Annotated in this window: 24 protein-coding genes; 15 read left to right on the top strand and 9 right to left on the bottom strand. The window is 62.6% G+C overall.

All coding sequences use genetic code 11. From position 1 onward, the window contains the following. Nucleotides 1–2 precede the first annotated feature (2 nt). The 4 genes from J2J98_RS01480 to guaA all read left to right on the top strand — a co-directional run bounded on the left by J2J98_RS01480 (nt 3) and on the right by guaA (nt 3,986). Complete coding sequence (locus J2J98_RS01480) at nt 3–1,082, top strand: DUF1513 domain-containing protein (RefSeq protein ID WP_207602165.1); 1,080 nt, start codon at nt 3–5, stop codon at nt 1,080–1,082. 154 nt (nt 1,083–1,236) lie between these two features. After that, nucleotides 1,237–1,686, top strand: a complete 450-nt coding sequence (locus tag J2J98_RS01475) for a PaaI family thioesterase (RefSeq protein ID WP_064707699.1) — start codon at nt 1,237–1,239, stop codon at nt 1,684–1,686. Continuing rightward, complete coding sequence (locus tag J2J98_RS01470; protein ID WP_064707698.1) at nt 1,683–2,321, top strand: 5'-methylthioadenosine/S-adenosylhomocysteine nucleosidase; 639 nt, start codon at nt 1,683–1,685, stop codon at nt 2,319–2,321. The genes J2J98_RS01475 and J2J98_RS01470 overlap by 4 nt, the downstream gene beginning before the upstream one ends. A gap of 102 nt (nt 2,322–2,423) precedes the next feature. Continuing rightward, nucleotides 2,424–3,986, top strand: a complete 1,563-nt coding sequence (gene guaA / locus J2J98_RS01465; protein ID WP_064707697.1) for a glutamine-hydrolyzing GMP synthase — start codon at nt 2,424–2,426, stop codon at nt 3,984–3,986. Nucleotides 3,987–4,082: 96 nt separating this feature from the next. Here the strand turns inward: guaA and J2J98_RS01460 are convergent, their stop codons facing one another. Together J2J98_RS01460 and J2J98_RS01455 are read right to left on the bottom strand one after the other, a co-directional pair. After that, nucleotides 4,083–4,976, bottom strand: coding sequence for an AraC family transcriptional regulator (locus J2J98_RS01460; protein ID WP_207602164.1), 894 nt, complete (start codon nt 4,974–4,976; stop codon nt 4,083–4,085). A 219-nt stretch (nt 4,977–5,195) separates the two neighbouring features. Then, the gene (locus J2J98_RS01455; RefSeq protein ID WP_138394343.1) at nt 5,196–5,951 is read right to left on the bottom strand and encodes an SDR family NAD(P)-dependent oxidoreductase; all 756 of its coding nucleotides are present in this window, start codon (nt 5,949–5,951) and stop codon (nt 5,196–5,198) included. Nucleotides 5,952–6,231: 280 nt separating this feature from the next. On the opposite strand from J2J98_RS01455, the gene J2J98_RS01450 reads away from it, so the two are divergent. Continuing rightward, nucleotides 6,232–6,762, top strand: a complete 531-nt coding sequence (locus tag J2J98_RS01450; RefSeq protein ID WP_207602163.1) for a dihydrofolate reductase family protein — start codon at nt 6,232–6,234, stop codon at nt 6,760–6,762. A 278-nt stretch (nt 6,763–7,040) separates the two neighbouring features. On the opposite strand, the gene J2J98_RS01445 is transcribed toward J2J98_RS01450, so the two are convergent. Then, the gene (locus J2J98_RS01445) at nt 7,041–7,937 is read right to left on the bottom strand and encodes a LysR family transcriptional regulator (RefSeq protein ID WP_207602162.1); all 897 of its coding nucleotides are present in this window, start codon (nt 7,935–7,937) and stop codon (nt 7,041–7,043) included. A gap of 126 nt (nt 7,938–8,063) precedes the next feature. On the opposite strand from J2J98_RS01445, the gene J2J98_RS01440 reads away from it, so the two are divergent. Genes J2J98_RS01440 through J2J98_RS01430 form a run of 3 tightly spaced genes read left to right on the top strand, consistent with a single transcriptional unit; the run spans nt 8,064 to nt 9,749 of the window. Beyond that, a complete protein-coding gene (locus tag J2J98_RS01440; protein ID WP_207602161.1) occupies nt 8,064–8,438 on the top strand; it encodes an Atu4866 domain-containing protein in 375 nt (124 codons plus the stop codon). Between the two features lie 55 nt (nt 8,439–8,493). Further along, nucleotides 8,494–8,976 carry a Rossmann-fold NAD(P)-binding domain-containing protein gene (locus tag J2J98_RS01435; protein WP_207602160.1) on the top strand — a complete coding sequence of 161 codons (483 nt, stop codon included), beginning with the start codon at nt 8,494–8,496 and terminating at the stop codon, nt 8,974–8,976. Between the two features lie 38 nt (nt 8,977–9,014). Next, nucleotides 9,015–9,749, top strand: coding sequence for an SDR family oxidoreductase (locus tag J2J98_RS01430; protein ID WP_207602159.1), 735 nt, complete (start codon nt 9,015–9,017; stop codon nt 9,747–9,749). 36 nt (nt 9,750–9,785) lie between these two features. Here J2J98_RS01430 and J2J98_RS01425 read toward each other — a convergent pair whose 3' ends face one another. After that, nucleotides 9,786–10,349 carry a methylated-DNA--[protein]-cysteine S-methyltransferase gene (locus tag J2J98_RS01425; protein ID WP_064707689.1) on the bottom strand — a complete coding sequence of 188 codons (564 nt, stop codon included), beginning with the start codon at nt 10,347–10,349 and terminating at the stop codon, nt 9,786–9,788. A gap of 353 nt (nt 10,350–10,702) precedes the next feature. Here J2J98_RS01425 and J2J98_RS01420 point away from each other — a divergent pair, with 353 nt between their 5' ends. From J2J98_RS01420 to ybaK, 3 genes are all read left to right on the top strand, one after another. Next, nucleotides 10,703–11,764 (top strand): M14 family metallopeptidase, encoded by a 1,062-nt coding sequence (locus J2J98_RS01420; RefSeq protein ID WP_207602158.1) that lies wholly within the window; start codon nt 10,703–10,705, stop codon nt 11,762–11,764. 90 nt (nt 11,765–11,854) lie between these two features. Beyond that, nucleotides 11,855–12,205: an ArsC family reductase gene (locus J2J98_RS01415; RefSeq protein WP_207602157.1), complete on the top strand. Its 351-nt coding sequence runs from the start codon at nt 11,855–11,857 to the stop codon at nt 12,203–12,205. Between the two features lie 11 nt (nt 12,206–12,216). Next, nucleotides 12,217–12,690 (top strand): Cys-tRNA(Pro) deacylase, encoded by a 474-nt coding sequence (gene ybaK, locus J2J98_RS01410; RefSeq protein WP_207602156.1) that lies wholly within the window; start codon nt 12,217–12,219, stop codon nt 12,688–12,690. On the opposite strand, the gene J2J98_RS01405 is transcribed toward ybaK, so the two are convergent. Further along, nucleotides 12,691–13,134, bottom strand: a complete 444-nt coding sequence (locus J2J98_RS01405; RefSeq protein ID WP_207602155.1) for a MarR family winged helix-turn-helix transcriptional regulator — start codon at nt 13,132–13,134, stop codon at nt 12,691–12,693. It abuts the gene before it with no gap. 82 nt (nt 13,135–13,216) lie between these two features. On the opposite strand from J2J98_RS01405, the gene J2J98_RS01400 reads away from it, so the two are divergent. Continuing rightward, the gene (locus tag J2J98_RS01400; RefSeq protein ID WP_207602154.1) at nt 13,217–13,900 is read left to right on the top strand and encodes a glutathione S-transferase family protein; all 684 of its coding nucleotides are present in this window, start codon (nt 13,217–13,219) and stop codon (nt 13,898–13,900) included. 128 nt (nt 13,901–14,028) lie between these two features. Further along, on the top strand, nt 14,029–15,282 hold the full coding sequence (locus tag J2J98_RS01395) for an aminopeptidase (RefSeq protein ID WP_207602153.1): 1,254 nt from the start codon (nt 14,029–14,031) through the stop codon (nt 15,280–15,282). On the opposite strand, the gene J2J98_RS01390 is transcribed toward J2J98_RS01395, so the two are convergent. Next, nucleotides 15,230–16,141 (bottom strand): EamA family transporter, encoded by a 912-nt coding sequence (locus J2J98_RS01390; protein ID WP_138394350.1) that lies wholly within the window; start codon nt 16,139–16,141, stop codon nt 15,230–15,232. The genes J2J98_RS01395 and J2J98_RS01390 overlap by 53 nt on opposite strands. 81 nt (nt 16,142–16,222) lie before the next feature. On the opposite strand from J2J98_RS01390, the gene J2J98_RS01385 reads away from it, so the two are divergent. Next, nucleotides 16,223–16,720: a MarR family winged helix-turn-helix transcriptional regulator gene (locus tag J2J98_RS01385; protein WP_138394351.1), complete on the top strand. Its 498-nt coding sequence runs from the start codon at nt 16,223–16,225 to the stop codon at nt 16,718–16,720. Here the strand turns inward: J2J98_RS01385 and J2J98_RS01380 are convergent, their stop codons facing one another. Both J2J98_RS01380 and xseA read right to left on the bottom strand, forming a co-directional pair. Further along, nucleotides 16,721–17,311: an NAD(P)H-dependent oxidoreductase gene (locus J2J98_RS01380; protein ID WP_207602152.1), complete on the bottom strand. Its 591-nt coding sequence runs from the start codon at nt 17,309–17,311 to the stop codon at nt 16,721–16,723. 2 nt (nt 17,312–17,313) lie between these two features. Next, the gene (xseA, locus tag J2J98_RS01375; RefSeq protein ID WP_207602151.1) at nt 17,314–18,894 is read right to left on the bottom strand and encodes an exodeoxyribonuclease VII large subunit; all 1,581 of its coding nucleotides are present in this window, start codon (nt 18,892–18,894) and stop codon (nt 17,314–17,316) included. A gap of 333 nt (nt 18,895–19,227) precedes the next feature. Between xseA and J2J98_RS01370 the strand changes: the two genes are divergently transcribed. Then, nucleotides 19,228–19,470 (top strand): hypothetical protein, encoded by a 243-nt coding sequence (locus tag J2J98_RS01370; RefSeq protein ID WP_064707678.1) that lies wholly within the window; start codon nt 19,228–19,230, stop codon nt 19,468–19,470. 28 nt (nt 19,471–19,498) lie between these two features. On the opposite strand, the gene J2J98_RS01365 is transcribed toward J2J98_RS01370, so the two are convergent. Further along, on the bottom strand, nt 19,499–21,346 hold the full coding sequence (locus tag J2J98_RS01365) for a hypothetical protein (protein ID WP_207602150.1): 1,848 nt from the start codon (nt 21,344–21,346) through the stop codon (nt 19,499–19,501). Nucleotides 21,347–21,493 lie beyond the last annotated feature (147 nt).

Genomic DNA, 21,493 nt, shown 5'->3' with positions numbered 1-21,493 from the left:
AGATGATAAGAAGCACGACGATCGATCGGCGCAGCTTCCTCAAGGCGGCAGGGATCGGCTTCCTGGCGGCTTTGACACCGAGGTCGCTGCTGGCCTTGGAACGCACGGACGCCGTCTACGCCTCGGGCATTCGCGCCGCCGACGGCTCCTTTGCCATCGCGACCGTCACAGAGCGCGGCGAAATCATCGATGAGGTGGCGCTCCCCGCCCGAGCCCACGGCATGGCATTCAGCGCCGCCACGGGCAAGACGGTCGCCTTTGCGCGCCGGCCCGGCACCTATGCGATGATCTTCGACCCTCGGAACAAGGGCGAGCCGATCGTCATCAGCTCCCGGGAAGACCGGCATTTCTACGGCCACGGCGCCTTCTCTCCCGATGGCCGCCTGCTTTACGCCAGCGAGAACGATTTCGATGGCAATCGCGGCATGATCGGCATCTACGATGCAACCGCCCGCTTCACCCGCATCGGCGAGTTCGAGACCTACGGTATCGGCCCGCACGACATGACCGTTTCCGATGACGGGCGCCTTCTCATCGTTGCCAATGGCGGCATCGAGACACATCCGGACTTCGGCCGAACCAAGCTCAATCTCGGGGCGATGCAGCCGTCGCTGGTGTTGATCGATGCGGCAACGGGCGCGTTGATCGAAAAACACGTGCTGCCGGACGAATGGTCGCAGCTGTCGACCCGCCACGTCGACCTCGGCGGCGGGGGCCGCATCTGGTTCGCCTGCCAGTACGAGGGCGGCCGCAAGGACCTGCCGCCGCTCGTCGGTCATTTCGCCAAGGGGGAAGATCTTTCCTTCGTCGAGCTGCCGGAGGAGACGACGCGCAGGCTTGCCAATTACGTCGGGGCGATCGCCGTCAATCGCAGCGAAGGCCTCGTCGGCATCACTTCGCCGAAAGGCGGCGCGTCGGTGACGATCGATGCCAGGACCGGAAAGGTGCTGGCCGAAATCGCCGTTCCGGAGGCGGCCGGCATCGCGCCGGCACGCGGCGGCTTTGCGGTCTCCTCCTATGAGGGCGATTTCCTGTCCAGGCGCAGCGACGTCGCCTGGGACCAGCATATCGTCCGGATCTAGGCATCTGGCGCTAATGTCCAGCCAAACGCGGCTCGCAGGGTTGCCCCGGCGACACGGGTTGGGGTTTCCAGCGGCGTCCAGATGGATTTCTGCGACGTTCAGCTTGTCGAATCCAGCCCGCCATGCCACTTTCCCGGCTTCGAGAGGGGTAGCCATGAGCGAGACTGACAGAGGCGATTTCCGCGCGCGAATCCGCCGCAATTTTGCGCGCCAGGCGGCGATGCAGACGATCGGCGCGGAGTTGACGCGCGTCGAGCACGGCGTCGTCGAGATCGAACTTCCCTTCGACGTCAAGCTGACACAGCAGCACGGCATCCTGCATGCCGGCATCATTTCCGCGGCGCTGGATTCGGCCTGCGGTTTTGCGGCCTACAGCCTCATCGACCCCGAAGCCTCGATCCTGACGATCGAATTCAAGGTAAATCTCATGTCGCCGGGGCGTGGCGAGCGCTTCCTGTTTCGCGGGGAAATCACCAAACCCGGCTCCACCATCATCGTCGCCGACGGGCGAGGCTACGCGATCAGCGACGGGCCAGCGAAACTCATCGCTTCCATGACCGGGACGATGATGGTCATCCGCGGGAGAGAAGGAATTACAGGATGAAGTTCGAGCTGAAGTCGGTCGCAGGAAAATCCATGCTGTTCGTCATGGCGGCGGAGGCCGAATACGGTCCCTTCCTGCGCTCGCGCATCGAACCCTTGATGACCGGCGTCGGCCCGGTCGAGGCGGCGGTCGCGCTGACCAAGACCTTGGCACGGCTGGATGCGGCCGACGACCTGCCGGACCTCGTGGTTTCGCTCGGCTCGGCCGGTTCGGCGAAACTGGAGCAGACCGAAGTCTATCAGGTGAGCTCGGTTTCCTACCGCGACATGGACGCCTCGCCGCTCGGCTTCGAAAAGGGCAGGACGCCGTTTCTCGACCTGCCCGCGGCGCTCGAGCTGCCGCTGCGCATCCCCGGCATTCCCGAGGCAAGCCTTTCCACCGGCGGCAACGTCATTTCGGGTACCGCCTATGGCGACATCGACGCCGACATGGTCGACATGGAGACCTATGCGGTGCTGCGCGCCTGCCAAGGCTACAAGCTGCCGCTGATAGGCCTGCGCGGGATTTCCGACGGCGCGGTCGAACTGCAGCATATCTCCGGCTGGACGGAATATCTGCACATCGTGGACCGTAAGCTCTCCTACGGCGTCGACAGCCTGTTTGCCGCGCTGGAGGATGGAGTTTTCTGGTTTTAGCGCGGCGCGCCTTTTAAGGCGGGGGACAATCGGAACAATAAAAACCCGACGCCGTCGATTTCCCGGATTGCCAGGCGAAGCGCTTTTCTTTAAAGCCTCGCCATGACCCAGACAGCACATCCCGACTCCGTTCTCATCGTCGATTTCGGCAGCCAGGTGACCCAGCTCATCGCACGGCGCGTGCGCGAGGCCGGAGTCTATTGCGAGATCGTTCCCTTCCAATCCGCCGAAGAAGGCTTCAAGCGCCTGCAGCCGAAGGCGGTGATCCTGTCCGGCAGCCCGGCGTCCACGGTGGACGAGGGATCGCCGCGAGCGCCTGACATCATCTTCGACAGCGGCCTGCCGGTCTTCGGCATCTGCTACGGTCAGCAGACGATGTGCATGCAGCTCGGCGGCAAGGTCGAAAGCGGCCATCACCGCGAGTTCGGCCGCGCCTTCCTCGATGTCGACAAGGATTGCCAGCTGTTCGAAGGCCTCTGGTCCTCCGGCTCGCGCCATCAGGTCTGGATGAGCCATGGCGACCGCGTCACCGCACTGCCCGAGGGTTTCGAGGTGGTCGCCACCTCTTCCAATGCCCCCTTCGCCTTCATCGCCGACGAGAAGCGCAAATATTACGGCGTTCAGTTTCACCCTGAGGTCGTGCATACGCCTGACGGCGCCAAGCTGATCGGCAACTTCATCCACAATGTCGCCGGCATCAAGGGCGACTGGTCGATGTCGGCCTATCGCCAGAAGGCGGTCGACGAAATCCGCAAACAGGTCGGCGACAAGCGCGTCATCTGCGCGCTTTCGGGCGGCGTCGACAGTTCGGTTGCAGCACTCCTGATCCACGAGGCGGTCGGCGACCAGCTGACCTGCATCCTCGTCGACCACGGCCTGATGCGCAAGGACGAGGCGGCCAATGTCGTTGCGATGTTCCGCGAGCACTACAATCTACATCTGCTGCACGTCGATGCGTCGGACCGCTTCATCGGCGAACTCGAAGGCGTCAGCGACCCGGAAACCAAGCGCAAGATCATCGGCCGGCTCTTCATCGAGACCTTCGAGGAAGAGGCAAAGAAACTCGGCGGCGCCGATTTCCTTGGCCAGGGAACGCTCTATCCCGACGTCATCGAGAGCGTCTCCTTCACCGGCGGCCCGTCGGTGACGATCAAGTCGCATCACAATGTCGGCGGACTGCCGGAGCGAATGAAGATGCAGCTCGTCGAGCCGCTGCGCGAACTGTTCAAGGACGAGGTGCGCGTGCTCGGCCGCGAACTCGGCCTGCCCGACAGCTTCATCGGCCGCCACCCCTTCCCAGGCCCCGGCCTCGCCATCCGCTGCCCCGGCGGCATCACCCGCGAAAAGCTCGAGATCCTGCGCGAAGCCGATGCGATCTACCTCGACGAAATCCGCAAGGCAGGCCTCTACGACGCCATCTGGCAGGCCTTTGCCGTGCTGCTTCCTGTCCAGACCGTCGGCGTCATGGGCGACGGGCGCACCTATGAATTCGTCTGCGCGCTGCGCGCCGTAACCTCGGTGGACGGCATGACGGCCGACTTCTACCACTATGACATGGAATTCCTCGGCCGCGCCGCCACCCGTATCATCAACGAGGTGCGCGGCATCAACCGGGTGGTCTACGACGTCACATCGAAGCCGCCCGGCACGATCGAGTGGGAATGATTTTGCCCATTCGGCGGTATCCGAGAATACGGCACGGACTACATAGGACACTGGTAATAAAAAGACGGTGGCGGCCTATCTCGTGCTGTAATGCCGTCACGCTGCATGCATTATTCGGTTCTTTGCCTGCTTGATGTCACGGACGGGAGGCACGCCGAACATGCGTCCATACTCGCGGGTGAACTGTGGCACGCTTTCGTAGCCAACCGCATAGGCCGCGTTGCTTACCGGTTGTCCCTCAGACAGCATCATCCGCCGCGCCTCAATCAGACGCAGTTGCTTCTGAAACTGGAGCGGCGATAGCGAGGTGATCGCACGAAAATGCTCATGGAAGGACGACACACTCATGCCGGCCACTTCCGCGAGACGTTCGACGCCCAGCGGCTGGTCATAACACTCTCGAATAAGCGCTACGGCCTTGCCGATGCGCTGGGCATGACTGTCAATCACGCCCAGACTACGGATCGCTGATCCATGGCGGCCGGCGAGCAGCCAGAAATGAAGCTCGCGCATCAGTTGCTCCTGCAGCACCGGAAGGACGGAAGGGCGATCGAGCACGCGCAACAGCCGCAGCGCCGCCTCGGCGACCTCGGCTTCGGTAGGATCAACCCGGACCGGCCCGTCGACAGACCCCTGTACCGCGCGCATCTCGACTGCGAGTGGCTTGATCACCGCGGGATCGAGCTCGAAGACGAAGGAGTAATAGGGCACACCAGCATTCGCGCGTGTGATCTGACTGACAGTCGGCACGTCAGCGGCGATCAGCAGCGAGTCGCCGGCGCCGAAGTCGAAGGTATGACTGCCCATCGTTACCCGCTTGCCACCCTGCACAACGAGCGCAACGAGAGGTCTATTTATCGCATATTGCAATTCGCTGGGTGCGGTCGCGCGGATCATGCTGAGCCCGGGCACGGGTGTACGAGCAATGCCGAGATCATCGGCGTTGGCATCGGCGTAGCGGCGAACGGCTTCTAGCAGCGTCTGTGTCATGCCAGCCATTCTATGCACATGACTCGCTTGCGCAAGCTGGCTTGGACAATCGGGCAAGAACGTCGCCGTTCCGCCCTCAGGAGCGACAAGAGCGGACGCAAGCCATACTGATCGTCGTGCTATCTGACGCGCCCCTGTTGCCATCAAAACCTCTCTCGACAAAGGCGCCGCCGGTGACCGGCGGCGCCTTTTACGCTGCGCTTGCTGGCGGCTGCAGCATTAAATTACCTGGCCACCGGAGACCTCGATGCGCTGCGCGGTGATCCAGCGATTGTCGGGGCCGAGCAAGCTGGCGACCATAGGCCCAATGTCATCGGGAACACCGACCCGACCGAGAGCGATCATGCCGGCGAACTGCTTGTTGAGGTCCGGCATGTCGCGCACGGCACCGCCGAGGAAGTCAGTTTCAATGGCGCCCGGCGCCACCGTGTTGGCGGTGATGCCGCGATTTGCAAGTTCCTTGGCCATATAGATGGTCAGTATCTCGACCGCACCCTTGGCTGCGGAATATGCGGAGAAGCCGGCCGCGGAGACACGCGTGAGGCCCGACGAAAAATTGACGATGCGACCACCGTCGGCAAGCAGTGGCAGAAGCGTCTGCGTGAGGAAGAAAACGCCCTTTACATGGGTGTTGAAGAGTGCATCGAACTGCGCCTCGGTCGTTTCAGCGAAGCTCGCCATTTCGCCTTGCCCCGCGTTGTTCACCAGATGGTCGAAGTTATCGCGGCTCCAGGTCGTCGACAGGGCCTGCCGAGCAGTGTCGGCAAATGTCCTGAACGAAGAAACGTCCGCCACATCGAGCTGCAGTGCTACCGCCTTGCGGCCAAGAGCCTCAATCTCGGCAACGACTGCCTTCGCCTGTTCGGCGCCGTTTCGATAAGTCAGGATGACATCGCCGCCATGGCGCGCGATGCTGATCGCGGTATTGCGGCCGAGGCCGCGGCTCCCGCCAGTCACGAGGGAAATGGTCGTCATATTAGGTCTCCTTCATCGTGCGTTTCGACGACCTTCTTATGGAGCCTTCTCCAACCCGCGGGTTGCCGGTTTGTCGAGCAGTCTTGCCTGTTTCTCCGGAGATGCACCGCAGATCGACCCAACACGCCGCCGGAAGGTTTTGGCCCCGATCATGCAGCCTGCACGTGGAGCGCCACGAACACAAACCAATTGCAAAATGAAATCAGTCGAGCTACCCTGACCCAATTGGAAAGTGCCATGGTTGTAGCGCCGATGTGCCGCGAAATGGAAGGAAGTTGGCATGGCTAAGCTCGTGTTCGGAATGAACCAGTCACTGGACGGCTACGTCGACCATATGGCGTTCGCGCCAAGTCCCGTGCTCTTCCGCCACTTCATCGAGGGGACTCAGAGGCTGGCGGGCAGTGTCTACGGCCGGCAGATGTATGAGGTCATGCGTTATTGGGATGAGGATCACCCCGAATGGGATGAAGAGCAACAAGCCTTTGCAGCGGCGTGGCGGAAACAGCCGAAGTGGGTGGCCTCGCGCTCGTTGACGTCGGTCGGTCCCAACGCCAGCCTTGTTGGGGATGATCTCGAGGGCGCGATGCGGGCGCTGAAGGCCGAGCGCGATGGGGAGATCGAAGTTGCCGGCCCGAACCTGGCGCAAAGCCTTACCGAACTCGGCCTGATCGATGAGTACCACATCTATCTGCATTCCGTCGTGCTCGGCCACGGCAAACCCTATTTCACCGGGGCCCGACCGCCGCTCCGCCTTGTGAGCCACGATCGGGTTGACGAGAATGTGATCAAGCTGATCTATGTTCCTGCCTGATCTCGCGAACAATCCCGCAGCTTCCCTGCGGCAGGCTCGAAGCGCTTGCCGGGACGGACCTGGATGGCACCGCAATCGGTCCATTCTGACATGTGCGTCCTCAAGGGACTGTCGAAGACCGGCAGCGCCAGGGTCCGATAGCGGCGCCTTAGGAACGTTCTCCCTCCAAGAGTCGTGCAGCAAGCCGTACGCGATGGTTTCGAGGCGTAGGGGCCTGTCGTCGGCCATCATGATCTCCGTTCCCGATGCACCTGAATCAATCAGCGAGTCCCGACGCATTACGACCTGCCGGACTTCCTGACGTAATCGATCAACGCACGCAGTTTCACTGGCTGCCGCTGGCGCCTGGGATAGTAGAGATAGAAGCCGGGAAATGGAGGGCAGAAATCCTCCAGCAGCGGCACTAGCTCGCCGCAATCGATATAGGGCGCAAAGGTTTCCACCATCCCAAACGTGATCCCAGCTCCGGCGCAGGCCATGCGGATCATCATTCCCATGTCATTGGTCGTGAGCACGGGATCGACGGCGACGTCGAAGTCGCGGCCATTCTCCGTGAATTCCCAGCGATAGGGTGCGGTGTCCGGGCGCGGACGCCATCCGATACAGGCATGGTTCTGCAGGTCGCGAGGATGGCGAGGAGGAGCGTTACGCTGGAGATAGGCAGGAGATGCGGCTGCGCATTGCCTCTGGGGATCGGAGACCGGTATTGCGATCATGTCCTGCTCGATCACCTCTCCGAGCCTTACGCCGGCATCGAAACCGGCTTCGACGATGTCGAACTCGTCGTCGGTAATGGTGATATCGATCTTGATGCCGGGGCAGGTCCGCATGAAACCTGCAAGCAAAGTGCCCGACAGGAAGCGCTCGGCGATGGAGGAGACTGCTATCCGCAGCAGGCCGCTCGGGCGCGCCTGCATGTCGCGCACCGCCTGCATCGCATCCCTGACCTGGCGCATTGAGGGACGAACCGCCTCAAGGAAGACCTCTCCGGCCTCGGTCAGGCTGACGCTGCGCGTCGTGCGCTGGATCAGGGGAGCCCCAAGGCGGTCCTCGAGACGCTGTAAGGCCTGGCTGACAGCGGAGCGGGTAACGCCGAGGCGCTCACCAGCGAGGCGGAAATTCCGCGCTTCCGCCACGGCGAGAAAGACTGAAATACCTTCGAGATCGTCGACCATTGGTTAGTATACCTAACCAAGCCATCCGATGTTGGCAACTTAACCGCGTCGTCGGAGAAGATTATCTTCCTGTCGAGGTCAGGACGTAGCCAAAACCTCGTGCCGACCGCTTCGAAAGGAAGAGCAATGCGAAAGATTTCCAGCAGTCCTGTTCGCTATTTTTTCACCGCGGCCATCCTGGCGGGCACTGCAATCCCGGCGTCGTCCGCCGATGCTTCGGACAGCCGAAACCCTGCACGTCGACAGCCAAGCGAGAACACCATGCAGCAACATCCCTATGTCGGAATGTGGGTCACCGATGACGGCCGCGTCCGACACGAACTCCTGCCCGACAATCGTTACGACGAGGCCCGCGGAAGCCGGGAGAGCGCCTATCGCGGACGCTACGAGGTCACCGGAACGCATATCGAATACTGGGACGACACTGGCTTCACCGCCGACGGCCATTTCGTCGACGACAATACGCTCCATCATGGCGGCATGGTGCTTCGCCGCGAATGAACTGTCTGCAGTGGATCTGCACATAGGAGAAGGCCGCGCAGGACGGCCGGAAAGGATGACAACCATGTCTTCCACCACACCCATCTGGTTCATCACCGGCGCGTCATCCGGCCTCGGCCGAGCGCTCGCAGAAGCCGTGCTGGCACGCGGCTGGCGCGCTGCCGTTACGGCGCGCAGACCCGATACGCTCGGCGATCTCACGGCAGCGCACGGGAAGCGGGCGCTGGCCCTGGAGCCCGGCGGCTTCCGCACCGATTGGGCGGGCCGCTCGATGGTCGAATCCAGCACCATCATCGAAGATTATGCCGAGACCGCGGGCAAGCGGCGCCAGGCCACCCGCTCGGTCTCCGGTAGGCAGCCTGGTGATCCCGCGCGCGCGGCAACCGCGATCATCTCGGCCTTCGAGGCGGGCGAACCGCCGCTCCGCCTGCTGCTTGGTGCAGCCTCCCTGAAGATCGCCCGCGAACGGCTCGATGCGCTGCGCGCCACTTTCGACGCCTGGGCGGAGACGACGCTCAGCGCCGATTTTCCGAACTGACCATCACGAAGATCCCCAACCAGCTCATGGAGCTTGAAATGTCTGATATCGAAGGAAAAGTCATAGCCATCACCGGAGCCAGCAGCGGCATCGGAGAGGCCACCGCCAAAGTGCTAGCCGCCGCCGGCGCGCGGGTCGTGATCGGCGCGCGCCGCAGCGACCGCCTGGAGGCGCTCGCCGGCGAAATCGAAGCCGGAGGTGGAACGGTGCGTCTGCGAAAGCTCGACGTCACCGACCGTGCCCAGGTGGAAGCCTTTGCAGACTTCGCCAAGACCGAATTCAGCCGGCTCGATGTCATCGTCAACAATGCCGGCGTCATGCCGCTCTCGCCGCTCGACGCGCTCAAGATCGACGAGTGGGATCGGATGGTCGACGTCAATATCAAAGGCGTCCTCTACGGCATCGCGGCAGCCCTTCCGATCATGAAAGCGCAGGGATCCGGGCAGATCATCAATCTGTCTTCGATCGGCGGCCACAGCGTCTCGCCGACTGCGGCCGTCTATTGCGCGACGAAATTTGCCGTCCGGGCGATCTCGGACGGGCTGCGGCAGGAAACCAATTGCATCCGCGTGACCGTCATCTCACCCGGCACCACGACATCTGAACTCGCCGACACGATCACCGATCCGACGGCGCGGGACGCCATGAGGTCGTTCAGGGCGATCACGATCAGCCCCGAAGCCGTCGCCAACTCAATCCTCTATGCCGTCAGTCAGCCTGACGCCGTCGATGTGAGCGAGATCATCATCCGCCCGACGGCCAGCCCGCATTGAGCCGCCGAGATCCTGTAAAAGAAACGCCGCCGCTGCTCAAAAACCCAGCGACTGCTGGGCGGGCGGTGGCGGGCCGAGCTGGACGCCTTCGAGTTCCAGCATGCGGGCCTTCGATGACGAACCACCAGGCGCCGAGAAGCCGCCGATCTTGCCCCCGGCGGCAAGCACTCGGTGGCAGGGGATGATCAGGGCGACCGGGTTCTTCGCCATCGCCTGGCCGACGTCGCGGGCCGCTTCCGGCCCGGCGCCGAGTTCCCTGGCCAGCGCCCCGTAAGTGGTGGTGCGGCCCCAGCCGACACGCCTTGCCGCCGCATAGATCTCCAGGAAGAAGTCGTCCTGGCCGGCCAAGTCGAGTTCGACGCCGGAAAAATCGGTTTCCTCGCCTCGGAAATAGCGTTTCACCGCCGCGACTGTCTCAAGGACCTGAGGCGTCGGCAGGCCGGGCTCGCCATCGGGCAGACGGCGCAGAAGCAGCCGCTCGGTAGCCTCGGCGGTTTTCGTCGGCAATTGGAATCGCAGGATGCCGGCGTCGCTCCAGGCGATGCCGCAGAAACCGCCCGCCGTTTCGAAGATGAGATAGTGGCGCCTTGTCTCTGCCATGACACAGCCTCCGCGTTTTCGACCTCCCAAAGGATCGTATGGAGAGGCCCTCGTTTCAACCCGTTTCTTGCGCAAATCGTTCGTTTTTTGTTCTTAAGCTCTCATCCTCCATAATATCCTGGCGGCTCGGGACAGCGGAGCGGGCCTCAGGGCTTGGGAGCCCAGGCGATTTTTGGTTTCGTGCATGCTCTCAGGAGCCTCGGGCGGCGGGACAAGATCAACAACAGCGGCAATTTGCTTTGCTTCGGGCTTCGCCCCGGTTGAGGCAAGGATGCCGGCGAGGCTTGCGCTCGCCGGATTTCCGGGCATAAAGCTGGAGCCCGTCGGGCTGGTGAACGCGGAGCAAGGAAAGCATGGACGTCTCGGAGATCATCATCCCAGGCGATACGCCGGGAATAGAGTGGCGGCTACCGGTGCTGCGTTTTGCTGGCCGTGATCCGAAGGCGCCAAAGACCTATATCCAGGCGGCACTTCATGCCGGCGAACTGCCGGGAACCGCTCTTCTGCACTTCCTCTGCGAGCGTCTGCGGCAGGCGGAAGGCGAAGGCGCAGTCGCGGGCGACATCACCATCGTGCCGCAGGCCAACCCGATCGGCGCGGCGCAATCGCATTTCGGCGAATTGCAGGGCCGTTTCGATCTCGGCTCGCGCACCAATTTCAATCGGGATTTTCCGCTGATTACCGTTGCCGATCGGGCAATGCTGACGGAAGACCTCGATGATTATCCGGCTACCGAGCAGCTGAAGCGTCAACTCCTGGACATGGCGCTCGGCGCCGATCTGGTCCTCGATCTGCACTGCGACGACGAATCGTTGCAATATGCCTATATCGATGAGGCCTTCTGGCCGGAGGCCGCCGATCTTGCCGCCGCACTCGACATGGAGGCGGTGCTGCTTTCGGATGGCGAAAGCTCGGCCTTCGAGGAGGCCGTCGGTTTTGCGTGGAAATATGAGGTTCCCGGCGAACGACAATCCCGGCTGCCGGGAAGGCTTTCGGTAACGGTCGAACTGCGCGGTAAGCGCGACGTCGATCCGCTGCTGGCGAAGCGGGATGCGGACGGGCTCTGGCGCTTCCTCGCCGCACGGGGGATCGTTAGCGACGAAAGAAGGGCGCCGGCCGTGTTCGCCGGTCCCGCCGTGCCGCTGGACAATGTGGAAATCATCCGCGCTCCCGAAGGCGGCGCCGTGCTGTTCCATCGCACCATCGGCGACAGGGTTGCTGAGGGCGAGCTTTTGGCGACGATCGTCACCCGGCCGGGTCAGACTGACGGCAGCATCGACCTGCATGCGCCGCAGGAAGGGCTGATCCTGACCCGAACCTCGGATCGGCTGGTGCGCCGGCGCGACGACCTGATGAAGATCGTCTGCGCCAGGCCCAGTAGGGCCGCACGCAAGGCCGGCACGCTGGAGAGTTGAGCAGGCGCTACCGGGGATAAATGCCGCGCGGCGTTTGCGCCGGCCCTTCCGCATGCTATCCCGCTGCCGTCACAGGGAGACTGATCGGGCATGGCCGTCACCATCTATGGCATCAAGAATTGCGACACGATGAAGAAAGCCCGCAGCTGGCTGGAAGAGCACGGCGTCGCCTATGAGTTTCACGATTACAAGGCGCTCGGCATCGACCGCGCCCATCTCGAAGCCTGGATCGACAAGGCCGGCCTTGATACGGTGCTCAACCGCGCCGGCACCACCTTTCGCAAACTGCCCGATGCCGAGCGCGAGAACCTGAACCGGGAAAAGGCGATCGCGCTGATGCTCGACCAGCCGTCGATGATCAAGCGGCCGGTGCTGGAGACCGAGGACAAGCTGGTGATCGGGTTCAAGCCGCAGATTTATGCCGGCACATTCGAAGACTGACAGGCGCCGAAATGTCCAAGACCACGCGCGCGACACAGGTTCTTTCCCAGGCAGGCATTGCCTTCACCATCCACACCTATGATTATGATCCGGGCGCTGAGCGCGTCGGGCTGCAGGCGGCGGAAGCCTTGGGCGAAGCGCCGCAGCGGGTGCTGAAGACGCTGATGGCCGAGGTCGACGGCAAAGCTGTCTGCGTCGTGGTGCCGTCAGATCGCGAAGTCAGCATGAAGAAGCTCGCCAGCGCCTTTCGCGGCAAGTCGGCCAGTATGATGAAGCCCGCCGATGCCGAGCGGCTGACGGGCTACCATGTCGGCGGCATCAGCCCCTTCGGCCAGAGGAAGGCCGTGCCGACGGCGATCGAAGAAACCGCTCTCGCCGAACCGCTGGTCTATATTAATGGCGGACAGCGCGGGCTGCAGGTGCGGCTCGATCCGAAGGATGCGCTGAAGGTGTTGAAAGCGATGGGTGCGCCATTGATCGCCTGATCAGAGGAAACGAGCGAGCAGACCGGAAATCGCCTTCGCCTCGTCGTCGGCAAGCTTGCTGCCGACATGGGCGTCAATCGCTGCCGCATAGACAGTCCACATCCGCGTGCGAAGCGTTCGGCCGGCATCGGTAATCACAACCCAGCGGCCGCGGCCATCCTCGGCGAAGACCTCGCGCCGGACCAGGCCCTCTCTTTCCAGCCGGTCGATCAGCCGGGACAGATTATACTGCGCCAGCAATGTCCGCTCCTCGATCTCGTAAGGCCGCAGCCTGCCGTCTTTCGAGCGCGCCAGTTCCCAAAGCACGTCATACCAGGCAAGCGGCGGCATGCCGGCCGCTTTCAGATCGGTCTCGATCGCCGCGAGCAGCCGTTCACGGGCGCGCATGATGCTGGTCCAGGCAGAGGTGGCGGCTTCGCTCGGCTTCGGTGTCTTTTCCGTCATAGATGCAGATACATTTATCTTGAACGAAGCCGCAAGCAATATTATATGCATATGCATCTACTTAGACTGCGAGGAGACGTTCATGAGCAGGCTTACACTCATCAGCCACCATCTCTGCCCCTATGTGCAGCGCGCCGCGATCGCGCTTCTCGAAAAGGGGGTGGCCTTCGAGCGCGTCAACATCGACCTTGCCAATAAGCCGGACTGGTTCCTGCAGATCTCGCCGCTCGGCAAAGTGCCGCTGCTCAGGATCGAAGAAGAGGATGGCAGCGAGGCCGTTCTCTTCGAAAGCAGCGTCATCTGCGAATATCTGGAGGAGACGCAGGCGGGATCCGCCCTGCATCCCGCAGATCCGCTTACCCGCGGCCGCCATCGCGGATGGATGGAATTCGGATCGTCCGTGCTTTCCGATCTCTGGGGCTATGAAACGGCAACGGAGGTGGAGCAGCTGGAGGCCAAGCGCAAGGCGCTCACCGACAAGTTCACGACGCTCGAAGGAGCACTCGCGGATGGACCTTATTTTTCCGGCAGCAGCTTCAGCCTCGTCGACGCCGTCTTCGCGCCGGTCTTTCGGTATTTCGATGTATTCGACAAGCTGGGAGATAGCGGCATTTTCGACGGGCTTGAGCGGGTGACGCGCTGGCGGAGAGCGCTCGGCGAGCGCCGGAGCGTGCAGGTCGCCGTCGGCGAGGACTATCCGCAGCGGCTGATGGAGTTTCTCGACAAGCATAAGTCGATCCTGCTCAGGCTGCCTGCCGCCGCCTGAGACGTCATGGTGAAAGCGGTCGGGCATCGCGCTCCGCGGCTTTCAAATCGGCAGCGGCGCGCTTCATTTTCGCCGCAAACGGGTCTAAGTCTTTCAGCCTTACCTCGATGACAAAGGCAGGTTGAACCATGACTTTCGTGCCCCAGAGCCAGAACACCGTTGACCCCGTCAAGCTCGAGAAGCTCGCGGAAGTCGCCGTCAAGGTCGGGTTGCAGCTGCAGAAGGGCCAGGATCTGGTGATAACCGCGCCTGTCGTGGCGCTGCCGCTCGTTCGTTTCATCACCAAACACGCCTATCAGGCCGGGGCCGGGCTGGTGAGCACCTTCTATTCCGACGAGGAAACGACGCTTGCGCGCTTCCAATATGGCAGCGACGAGAGTTTCGATCGCGCCTCCGACTGGCTCTACGAGGGCATGGCCAAGGCCTATGCCAATGGAGCGGCCCGTCTGGCGGTCGCGGGCGACAATCCTATGCTGCTTGCCGAGCAGGATCCCGGCAAGGTCGGCCGCGCCAATCGCGCCACATCCACAGCATACAAGCCGGCGCTGGAGAAAATTTCGAATTTCGACATCAACTGGAACATCGTCTCCTATCCCAACCCCTCTTGGGCGAAGGTGGTCTTCCCCGACGATCCCGAACCGATGGCGATCGCCAAGCTTGCCAAGGCGATCTTTGCGGCCTCGCGCGTCGATCTCAATGACCCCGTCGCTGCCTGGGCGGAACACAATGCCACTCTCGCCAAGCGCTCCGCCTGGCTGAACGGCGAGCGCTTCGCCTCGCTGCATTTCCAGGGACCGGGCACCGATCTGACAGTCGGCCTCGCCGACGGGCATGAATGGCACGGCGGCGCATCCACGGCCAAGAACGGCATCACCTGCAACCCGAATATTCCGACCGAAGAGGTCTTCACCACGCCGCATGCCTTGCGGGTCGAAGGCCATGTGTCGAGCACCAAACCGCTGTCGCACCAGGGCACGCTGATCGACAATATCCGGGTGCGTTTCGAAGGCGGGCGGATCGTCGAGGCTAAGGCGTCACGCGGCGAAGAGGTCTTGAACAAGGTGCTCGATACCGACGAGGGCGCGCGCCGGCTCGGCGAGGTGGCGCTTGTGCCGCATTCCTCACCGATCTCGGCGAGCGGCATCCTGTTCTACAACACGCTTTTCGACGAAAACGCCTCCTGTCACATCGCGCTCGGCCAGTGCTATTCCAAGTGCTTCCTCAACGGCGCGGCCCTCAGCCAGGAGCAGATCAAGGCGCAGGGTGGCAATTCCAGCCTGATCCACATCGACTGGATGATTGGCTCGGACAAGGTCGACATCGACGGTATCACACCGGACGGTTCGCGGGTTCCGGTGATGCGGCAGGGCGAATGGGCCTGAGCGGCATCATCGTGCGCTGACTGAGCCAGACGCCGGCAAGCACCATGGCGAAGCCGGCGATCTGTACCGGCGTCAGGCTCTGGCTAAGCGCCAGCCAGCCGAGCAGGGTCGCGACCACAGGGCTCAGAAAGCCGAGCGAAGAGATCGCCGACGGCTCGATGCGCGACAGGCCGCGGAACCAGAGCAGATAGGTGAAGGCTGCGCCGATCAAGCCAAGATAGGCGATGCCGGCAAGGTTTGCGGCGGTCGGCATCGGCAGCGCCGGTTCGAGCAGAAGGGCGAAAGGCACCAGAAGGATGCCGCCCGCCGTCAGTTGCCAGGCGGTGAAGGTAAGATTTGAGACCGGCGGTGCCCAGCGCCGTGCTAGCACCGTGCCGAACGCCATCGAGACGGCGCCAGCAAGGCCTGCGGCGACACCGATGGAATCGAGCGCCGCCTTTGGCGTCAACACCAGCAGCCCGACGCCGACCATGCCGACGAATCCTGCCACCACGGCCAGCGGCTGGATCGGCTTGCCGAGAAAAACTCGCGACAGCGCGATGACGATCAGCGGCTGCACGGCGCCGACGGTTGCGGCAACGCCGCCCGGCAGCCTGTAGGCCGAGACGAAGAGCATCGCCCAGAAGAACGAGAAGTTCAGCGCGCCGAGAATGAAGGCGCGGCCCCACCACACGCCCGTCGGCAGCTTCCGGACAATCAGCAGCAGAAGCAGGCCCGCCGGCAGGGCGCGCAGCAGAGCAACCGTCAACGGATAGCCCTGGGGCAAGAAGGATGTGGTGACGAAATAGGTGCTGCCCCAAATGGCGGGGGCGACAGCGGTGGTCAGCACATCGGCGAGATAGCGAGCATTTGTCTTCATATCAAGAATCTCTACTTCAAGATAAATCCAGCATAGAGCTTTTTATCTTGACGTCAAGATATCTGATGATATCGATGTGGCATGAGCGAACAGAAGCAGGATCATGTCGACAGGATTCTGGCGCAATGGCGGCGCGAGCGGCCGGATCTCGACGTCGAACCGATGGGCATCCTCGGACGCCTGAAGCGCCTCGGCACCCATCTCGGCCGCGAAGTCGAAGCCGTGCTCATGACACACGGGCTTTCCACCTCGGCCTTCGACGTGCTGGCCACACTTCGCCGCTCCGGCGCACCTCATCGGCTTTCGCCGGGCGAGCTCCTGGAAATGACGATGGTCAGCTCCGGCACAATGACGAACAGGATCGACCAGTTGGAGAAGGCGGGCCTGGTCGAGCGTATCGTCAATCCGCAGGATCGGCGCAGTGTGCTGATTGCGCTGACGGAGAAGGGGCTTGCGACTGTCGAAGAGGCGGTCGGCGCCCATGTCGCCAATCAGCAGCGGCTGACGCGCAACCTGACGGCCGAGGATAAGGCCGCGTTCGACCGACTACTGAAGAAGTTCCTGTCGGACTTTGAATAATCAGACTTCAGCGAGCGCCTTGTGGACGCGCTCCAGATGCGCCTTGCGCCTGGCATCAGTCGTGCGGTCCATGTCGTGCAGGCTCAGCATGCGGAAGACGAGCTTCTTCGAACAGAAATTGGCGATACCGCGCTTCAGCAGGCGGCGGACGGGATTGCCCATATAGAGATGCACCAGCCACCAGGGCGAGCCCGTCGTCGTCAGCGCATAGAGCAGCCTGATATTGGTGAGTTCAGGCACGATCCGGCCGCCGGCGGCATCATGCCTGAAAGCCACACCTGGTGCGAAGACGCGATCGAAGAAGCCTTTCAGGATGGCGGGGAAATTGAACCACCACTGCGGAAAGACGAGGACGAGACCGTCGGCGGCCTTCAACCGGGCAACGGTATCGGCCACATCGGAGGTATCGTAGGACATATCGAAGTAAGCACGGCGCTCGGCCACGGAGAGGCGTGGATCGAAACTCTCAGCGTAGAGATCGAGGAGATCGACGACATGACCGGAGGCTTCCAGCGCTTCGCGAGCCGTGTGCGCGACCGAGGCGGCGAAACTTTCCGGCAGCGGATGGGCAAGCACAAGCAGGATCCGCATTGTCAGAACAGGCTTCCCTGCTTCGTCGGCTCCGCCGGTTTTGTGCTGCGCTTCTTGGCGCCACCAGGCGGGTCGCCGCCTTCCGTGGTCATGGCGCCGACACGGCCGTCGGCAAATTCGATGGCGATGCTCGCGCCAGTGGAGAGTGCGGCGGCCTGTGAGACCGGCCTGTTATCCTCATCGCGAATGACGGCGTAGCCGCGCTTCAGCACGTTCTTATAAGAGAGCGACTGCAGCACGCGGTCCTGCGCGGAGAGCTCGGCGCGGGCGCGCGTCAGCTGGTGGCGGATTGCCGTATCGGCATGGCGCGAAAGATTGCCGAGACGTTCGCGCGAGCGGTCGGTTTGCGCTTTCAACCGTGCCGGCAGCGAAGCAAGGATCGCCTCGGCGCGCGCGATGCGTGACGCCGAGCGGTCGATCAGCCGTTCGACCATGCGTTCGGCCCGCACCATCCGCTCGTTCAGCGTCTGACGGCGCTCGGCAATACGGCCGGAAAGAAGGTCTGGGCGCAGATGCGCGGCAACACGCTCGAAGCCGCGGCGCTTGTTGATCGTATTCAGCTCCAGCCCACGGCCGAGGCCTGCCGCCGCCTCGTCGAAACGACGGCGTGGCAAGGCGAGAAGCTGATCGAGCGAGGGCAATGCACGCATCAGACTACGGACCGACTGGCGGCGCTGATCCATCTGCCGGTTCATGCAGCCCTGCAGGCGGGCGGCAAGAGCGGCGGCCTGCGCCTCGAGCTCCGCCTTGACGGGCACGGCCATCTCCGCCGCCCCGGTCGGCGTCGGAGCGCGGACATCGGCGGCATAGTCGATCAGCGTCCAGTCGGTCTCGTGACCGACGGCGGAGATCAGCGGTATCCGGCTTGCGGCAGCAGCGCGCACGACGATCTCGTCGTTGAAACTCCAGAGATCTTCCAGGCTGCCGCCGCCGCGCGCGACGATCAGCACATCAGGGCGCGGGATGGCGCCGGTCGGCTCCAGCGAATTGAAGCCGCGAATGGCGTTCGCCACCTCCTCGCCGGCGCCCTCTCCCTGAACCTTCACCGGCCAGACGAGGACATGCACGGGAAACCGGTCGGAGATGCGGTGAAGGATATCGCGGATCACGGCGCCGGTCGGAGAGGTGACGACGCCGATCACATGCGGCATGAAGGGCAGCCGCTGCTTGCGGGCCGCATCGAACAGGCCCTCGGCGCCGAGCTTGCGCTTGCGCTCTTCGATCAGCGCCATCAGCGCGCCGGCGCCGGCCGGCTCCAGCGTCTCGATGACGATCTGATATTTCGAGGAGCCCGGAAAGGTGGTGACCTTGCCGGTGGCAATCACCTCCATGCCTTCCTCGGGGCGGAACTTCAGCCGCGAGAACGTGCCTTTCCAGATAACGGCGTCGATGCGCGCGCGGTCGTCCTTCAATGCGAAATAAGCATGGCCGGAGGAGTGCGGACCGCGATAACCCGATATTTCGCCGCGCACGCGAACCTGATCGAAGGCGGTTTCGACGGTGCGTTTTATCGAGCCGGAAAGCTCCGAAACCGAATATTCGGCAAGGTTGGTCGGCGAATCGCTATCGAAGAGGTTGCTCATCCCTTCTTTCTATTTCCATTGGCGGGAAACGGGAAGATCGCGACCGCCGATGAGACCTGTTTTCCCGGCTGCTGAGCCATTGGCGTGGAAGAGGCGCCCATTCCATCAAGATATGTCCAAGCGTTAGGTGCATGCGCTCGTTGCAGCAGGTAGAATGACAAGAAAAACGGGAAAATTCGCTTCACTGGGGAACGCATAGATAAAAGGCGCGTTTCCTATGAAAGGGATTGCTAACCACCGCAATACAAACGATTTTTGGCCGAGAGAGCCGGTAAATCTTTGTTAGTTGGCGCTTCCTATGCTTCCCCTCGTTCTCTCTGGGAAGGTGCTGAAATGATTATTCTCACAGCAGCAGCATTGGGCATCAGCGCCGGGTTAATGCGCTCGGCCGCCGGGATCGCGTTGGTCGCCGCGCTGATCGGAATGAGCTTCACGCTGGCGGCGATAACCTCGCCCGGGCCGGTGTCACTTCTGGCGCTTGTTTATGCCATTCTCGGCTATAATGGCGGCCTGATCCTCTTCGTCCTCGGGCTCTATGCCAGCGACCGTCTGCGGGCCCTCCGTACGTCGCACTGACGTCAGCGCATCATAAAGGCTGTCGGCGTCAATTCGCCGTCGGCCGGTAACGAAAGAACTGGATAACTGCGTCCGGAGCCTTCGGAAGTGGCTCAAGATAGGGCGGAATATTCCCTCTGCCGAGTTCAGCATAGAGACCATCCGGTTTCAGCTTTGCGAGCTCGCGCGTCTGCGGGTCCTTCGGGCAGAAGGCAAGCACCGTCACACCGGCCCCCTTCAGAAAGGCTTCCGCCTCTAGGGGCTTTGCCAGGCCGATATGCATCTCCGTCAGCATGCCGCCCTGATTGCGGTGATAGGGGGCGGAGAGAACCCGGTTTTGGGTGAAGCGCAGGATTGATACCCCCATTTCCGACGGCGCGGAGACCAGCCCGACCGAAAGCCCCGCAAGCGGCGCCAGCGCCTCCTTGGATGTGCAGGAAATCGCTTTTGTCGGCTCCCCTGCCTTCTTCTGGTGATCGTTCTCCATCTGCAGCGAGACAAGCCCGCCACCGATGGCCCAGACGACCGGAACGCTCGCGAGTACGCTCATCACATAGACGAAGGCGGCGGCGATATTCTCGCTGTCGCTGTTGGAGATGCGCCTGACATCGATGATCAGCAAGGCGAGGGGCAGGATGGAAAGCAGGTTAGAGAAAGCGGCGCCGCGCACCTGGACCAGCGCAATCGCCCAGCTCGTGGCCAGCAGGAAGAGCAGGACCAAATGGATCTGAACGCGGTCGCCCTGAATGATTCGAAAGATGCAGACGGCGATGCCGAGGAGGCCTGCCGCATAGAAGGCGCCAATCGAGAACGGATCGGTGCGCGCCAGCGCTAGGAGCGACTGGGCTTCCGAAACATGCCGCAGCCAGAGTTCGACCAGCATCGGATCGAGACTGCCCAGCGGATCGCTCAGGCATTGCGGTGAGATGAGGATCGCCGAACCGAAAACGCCGGCGCCGACAACGGCGAGAGCGGCAAAGCGCAAGGGCCGACGCAAGCGGCTTGCAAAGACCGCCGAAAACAGCAGGAGACTGCCGCCGATCGCCGCCAGACTGTAATAGCCGATCGAGAGATTGTCGCAGGTGACCATCGCATAGAGCCGGGGCGGCACCGTTGCGAAGAAAAGAATGTTGATCGCGATCGTCAGCGACAATCCGAAGGCCCGGGCGGCGACGGCGACACTCTCTCCTTCCCATGCCCAGACCAGGGCGACTGTGAGGCAGACGGCAGCAACGAAAGGGGTCGTCTCAGCGCCGATGGCGATGGCGACAGCCGCGGCAACGCCGGCGATGGCATAGCACCAGCCGCGACGCTGCGGATCGACGAGCATCGCCACCATCGTCGCAACCAGCGCCAGTTGCACATTGTGATGATCGATGGCGCCCGGGGCGAAGCGGTTTCCGGTAAAGATCGTCAACGCGGTCAGACCGAGAGCGATGTGCATGCCGGCAATCCCGCCGATGCGCCGGCCGGCGAAGCCCATGGCAAGCATGACAGGAAAGATGAGCGATAGCGGCCAGACGGCGAGCGCCAGCGCCTCCGCCGTTTCGCGCGGCGCAAACAGGCCAAAGAACCAGATCAGCGAAGCGATCGGCAGATCGATCAGCCTCGACCAGTGCATCAGCGTACCGCCGGCAAGGCCGAGACGATATTGCATCAGATCGAACCAGCCCTGGCCGGCAAGAAAATCGCGAACCTCGACAAGACGCATGCCATCGTCATTGTCGGGACCGACATAGTCGGTGGCGCCGAAGAGTTTGGTAACAAGAATGACGGCGGCAAGGATGACGCTATAGGCGATGACGACCGGCCAGAGACGCGTCAGCAGCGCCCTGAGTCGGCTCCTCTGGGCGGCAGCCACGGACAATGCATTGGCGATCGGCTGCACGGCATTCATCGTGGTTAGTACTTCGTTTGCAGATGGCCGAACCTTAACGGGCGCCGATCAAGAAAGTGTAAAGCCGTCTGCGGATGCGGCCGATTTTGCCTGCGTCATAGGGTCTTATTAACGCTGCGTGTTTTAGTCTGGGTGACGGCTTCTTTA

This window comes from Rhizobium bangladeshense (assembly GCF_017357245.1).
GTDB classification, from domain to species: domain Bacteria; phylum Pseudomonadota; class Alphaproteobacteria; order Rhizobiales; family Rhizobiaceae; genus Rhizobium; species Rhizobium bangladeshense.
This window is presented reverse-complemented; position numbering and strand designations above follow the sequence as displayed.

Excerpts from the sequence above, each read along its gene's own strand:
- J2J98_RS01480 (WP_207602165.1), top strand. The coding sequence starts at position 3 with ATGATAAGAAGCACGACGATCGATCGGCGCAGCTTCCTCAAGGCGGCA.
- J2J98_RS01475 (WP_064707699.1), top strand. The coding sequence starts at position 1,237 with ATGAGCGAGACTGACAGAGGCGATTTCCGCGCGCGAATCCGCCGCAAT.
- J2J98_RS01470 (WP_064707698.1), top strand. The coding sequence starts at position 1,683 with ATGAAGTTCGAGCTGAAGTCGGTCGCAGGAAAATCCATGCTGTTCGTC.
- guaA (WP_064707697.1), top strand. The coding sequence starts at position 2,424 with ATGACCCAGACAGCACATCCCGACTCCGTTCTCATCGTCGATTTCGGC.
- J2J98_RS01460 (WP_207602164.1), bottom strand. The coding sequence starts at position 4,976 with ATGACACAGACGCTGCTAGAAGCCGTTCGCCGCTACGCCGATGCCAAC.
- J2J98_RS01455 (WP_138394343.1), bottom strand. The coding sequence starts at position 5,951 with ATGACGACCATTTCCCTCGTGACTGGCGGGAGCCGCGGCCTCGGCCGC.
- J2J98_RS01450 (WP_207602163.1), top strand. The coding sequence starts at position 6,232 with ATGGCTAAGCTCGTGTTCGGAATGAACCAGTCACTGGACGGCTACGTC.
- J2J98_RS01445 (WP_207602162.1), bottom strand. The coding sequence starts at position 7,937 with ATGGTCGACGATCTCGAAGGTATTTCAGTCTTTCTCGCCGTGGCGGAA.
- J2J98_RS01440 (WP_207602161.1), top strand. The coding sequence starts at position 8,064 with ATGCGAAAGATTTCCAGCAGTCCTGTTCGCTATTTTTTCACCGCGGCC.
- J2J98_RS01435 (WP_207602160.1), top strand. The coding sequence starts at position 8,494 with ATGACAACCATGTCTTCCACCACACCCATCTGGTTCATCACCGGCGCG.
- J2J98_RS01430 (WP_207602159.1), top strand. The coding sequence starts at position 9,015 with ATGTCTGATATCGAAGGAAAAGTCATAGCCATCACCGGAGCCAGCAGC.
- J2J98_RS01425 (WP_064707689.1), bottom strand. The coding sequence starts at position 10,349 with ATGGCAGAGACAAGGCGCCACTATCTCATCTTCGAAACGGCGGGCGGT.
- J2J98_RS01420 (WP_207602158.1), top strand. The coding sequence starts at position 10,703 with ATGGACGTCTCGGAGATCATCATCCCAGGCGATACGCCGGGAATAGAG.
- J2J98_RS01415 (WP_207602157.1), top strand. The coding sequence starts at position 11,855 with ATGGCCGTCACCATCTATGGCATCAAGAATTGCGACACGATGAAGAAA.
- ybaK (WP_207602156.1), top strand. The coding sequence starts at position 12,217 with ATGTCCAAGACCACGCGCGCGACACAGGTTCTTTCCCAGGCAGGCATT.
- J2J98_RS01405 (WP_207602155.1), bottom strand. The coding sequence starts at position 13,134 with ATGACGGAAAAGACACCGAAGCCGAGCGAAGCCGCCACCTCTGCCTGG.
- J2J98_RS01400 (WP_207602154.1), top strand. The coding sequence starts at position 13,217 with ATGAGCAGGCTTACACTCATCAGCCACCATCTCTGCCCCTATGTGCAG.
- J2J98_RS01395 (WP_207602153.1), top strand. The coding sequence starts at position 14,029 with ATGACTTTCGTGCCCCAGAGCCAGAACACCGTTGACCCCGTCAAGCTC.
- J2J98_RS01390 (WP_138394350.1), bottom strand. The coding sequence starts at position 16,141 with ATGAAGACAAATGCTCGCTATCTCGCCGATGTGCTGACCACCGCTGTC.
- J2J98_RS01385 (WP_138394351.1), top strand. The coding sequence starts at position 16,223 with ATGAGCGAACAGAAGCAGGATCATGTCGACAGGATTCTGGCGCAATGG.
- J2J98_RS01380 (WP_207602152.1), bottom strand. The coding sequence starts at position 17,311 with ATGCGGATCCTGCTTGTGCTTGCCCATCCGCTGCCGGAAAGTTTCGCC.
- xseA (WP_207602151.1), bottom strand. The coding sequence starts at position 18,894 with ATGAGCAACCTCTTCGATAGCGATTCGCCGACCAACCTTGCCGAATAT.
- J2J98_RS01370 (WP_064707678.1), top strand. The coding sequence starts at position 19,228 with ATGATTATTCTCACAGCAGCAGCATTGGGCATCAGCGCCGGGTTAATG.
- J2J98_RS01365 (WP_207602150.1), bottom strand. The coding sequence starts at position 21,346 with ATGAATGCCGTGCAGCCGATCGCCAATGCATTGTCCGTGGCTGCCGCC.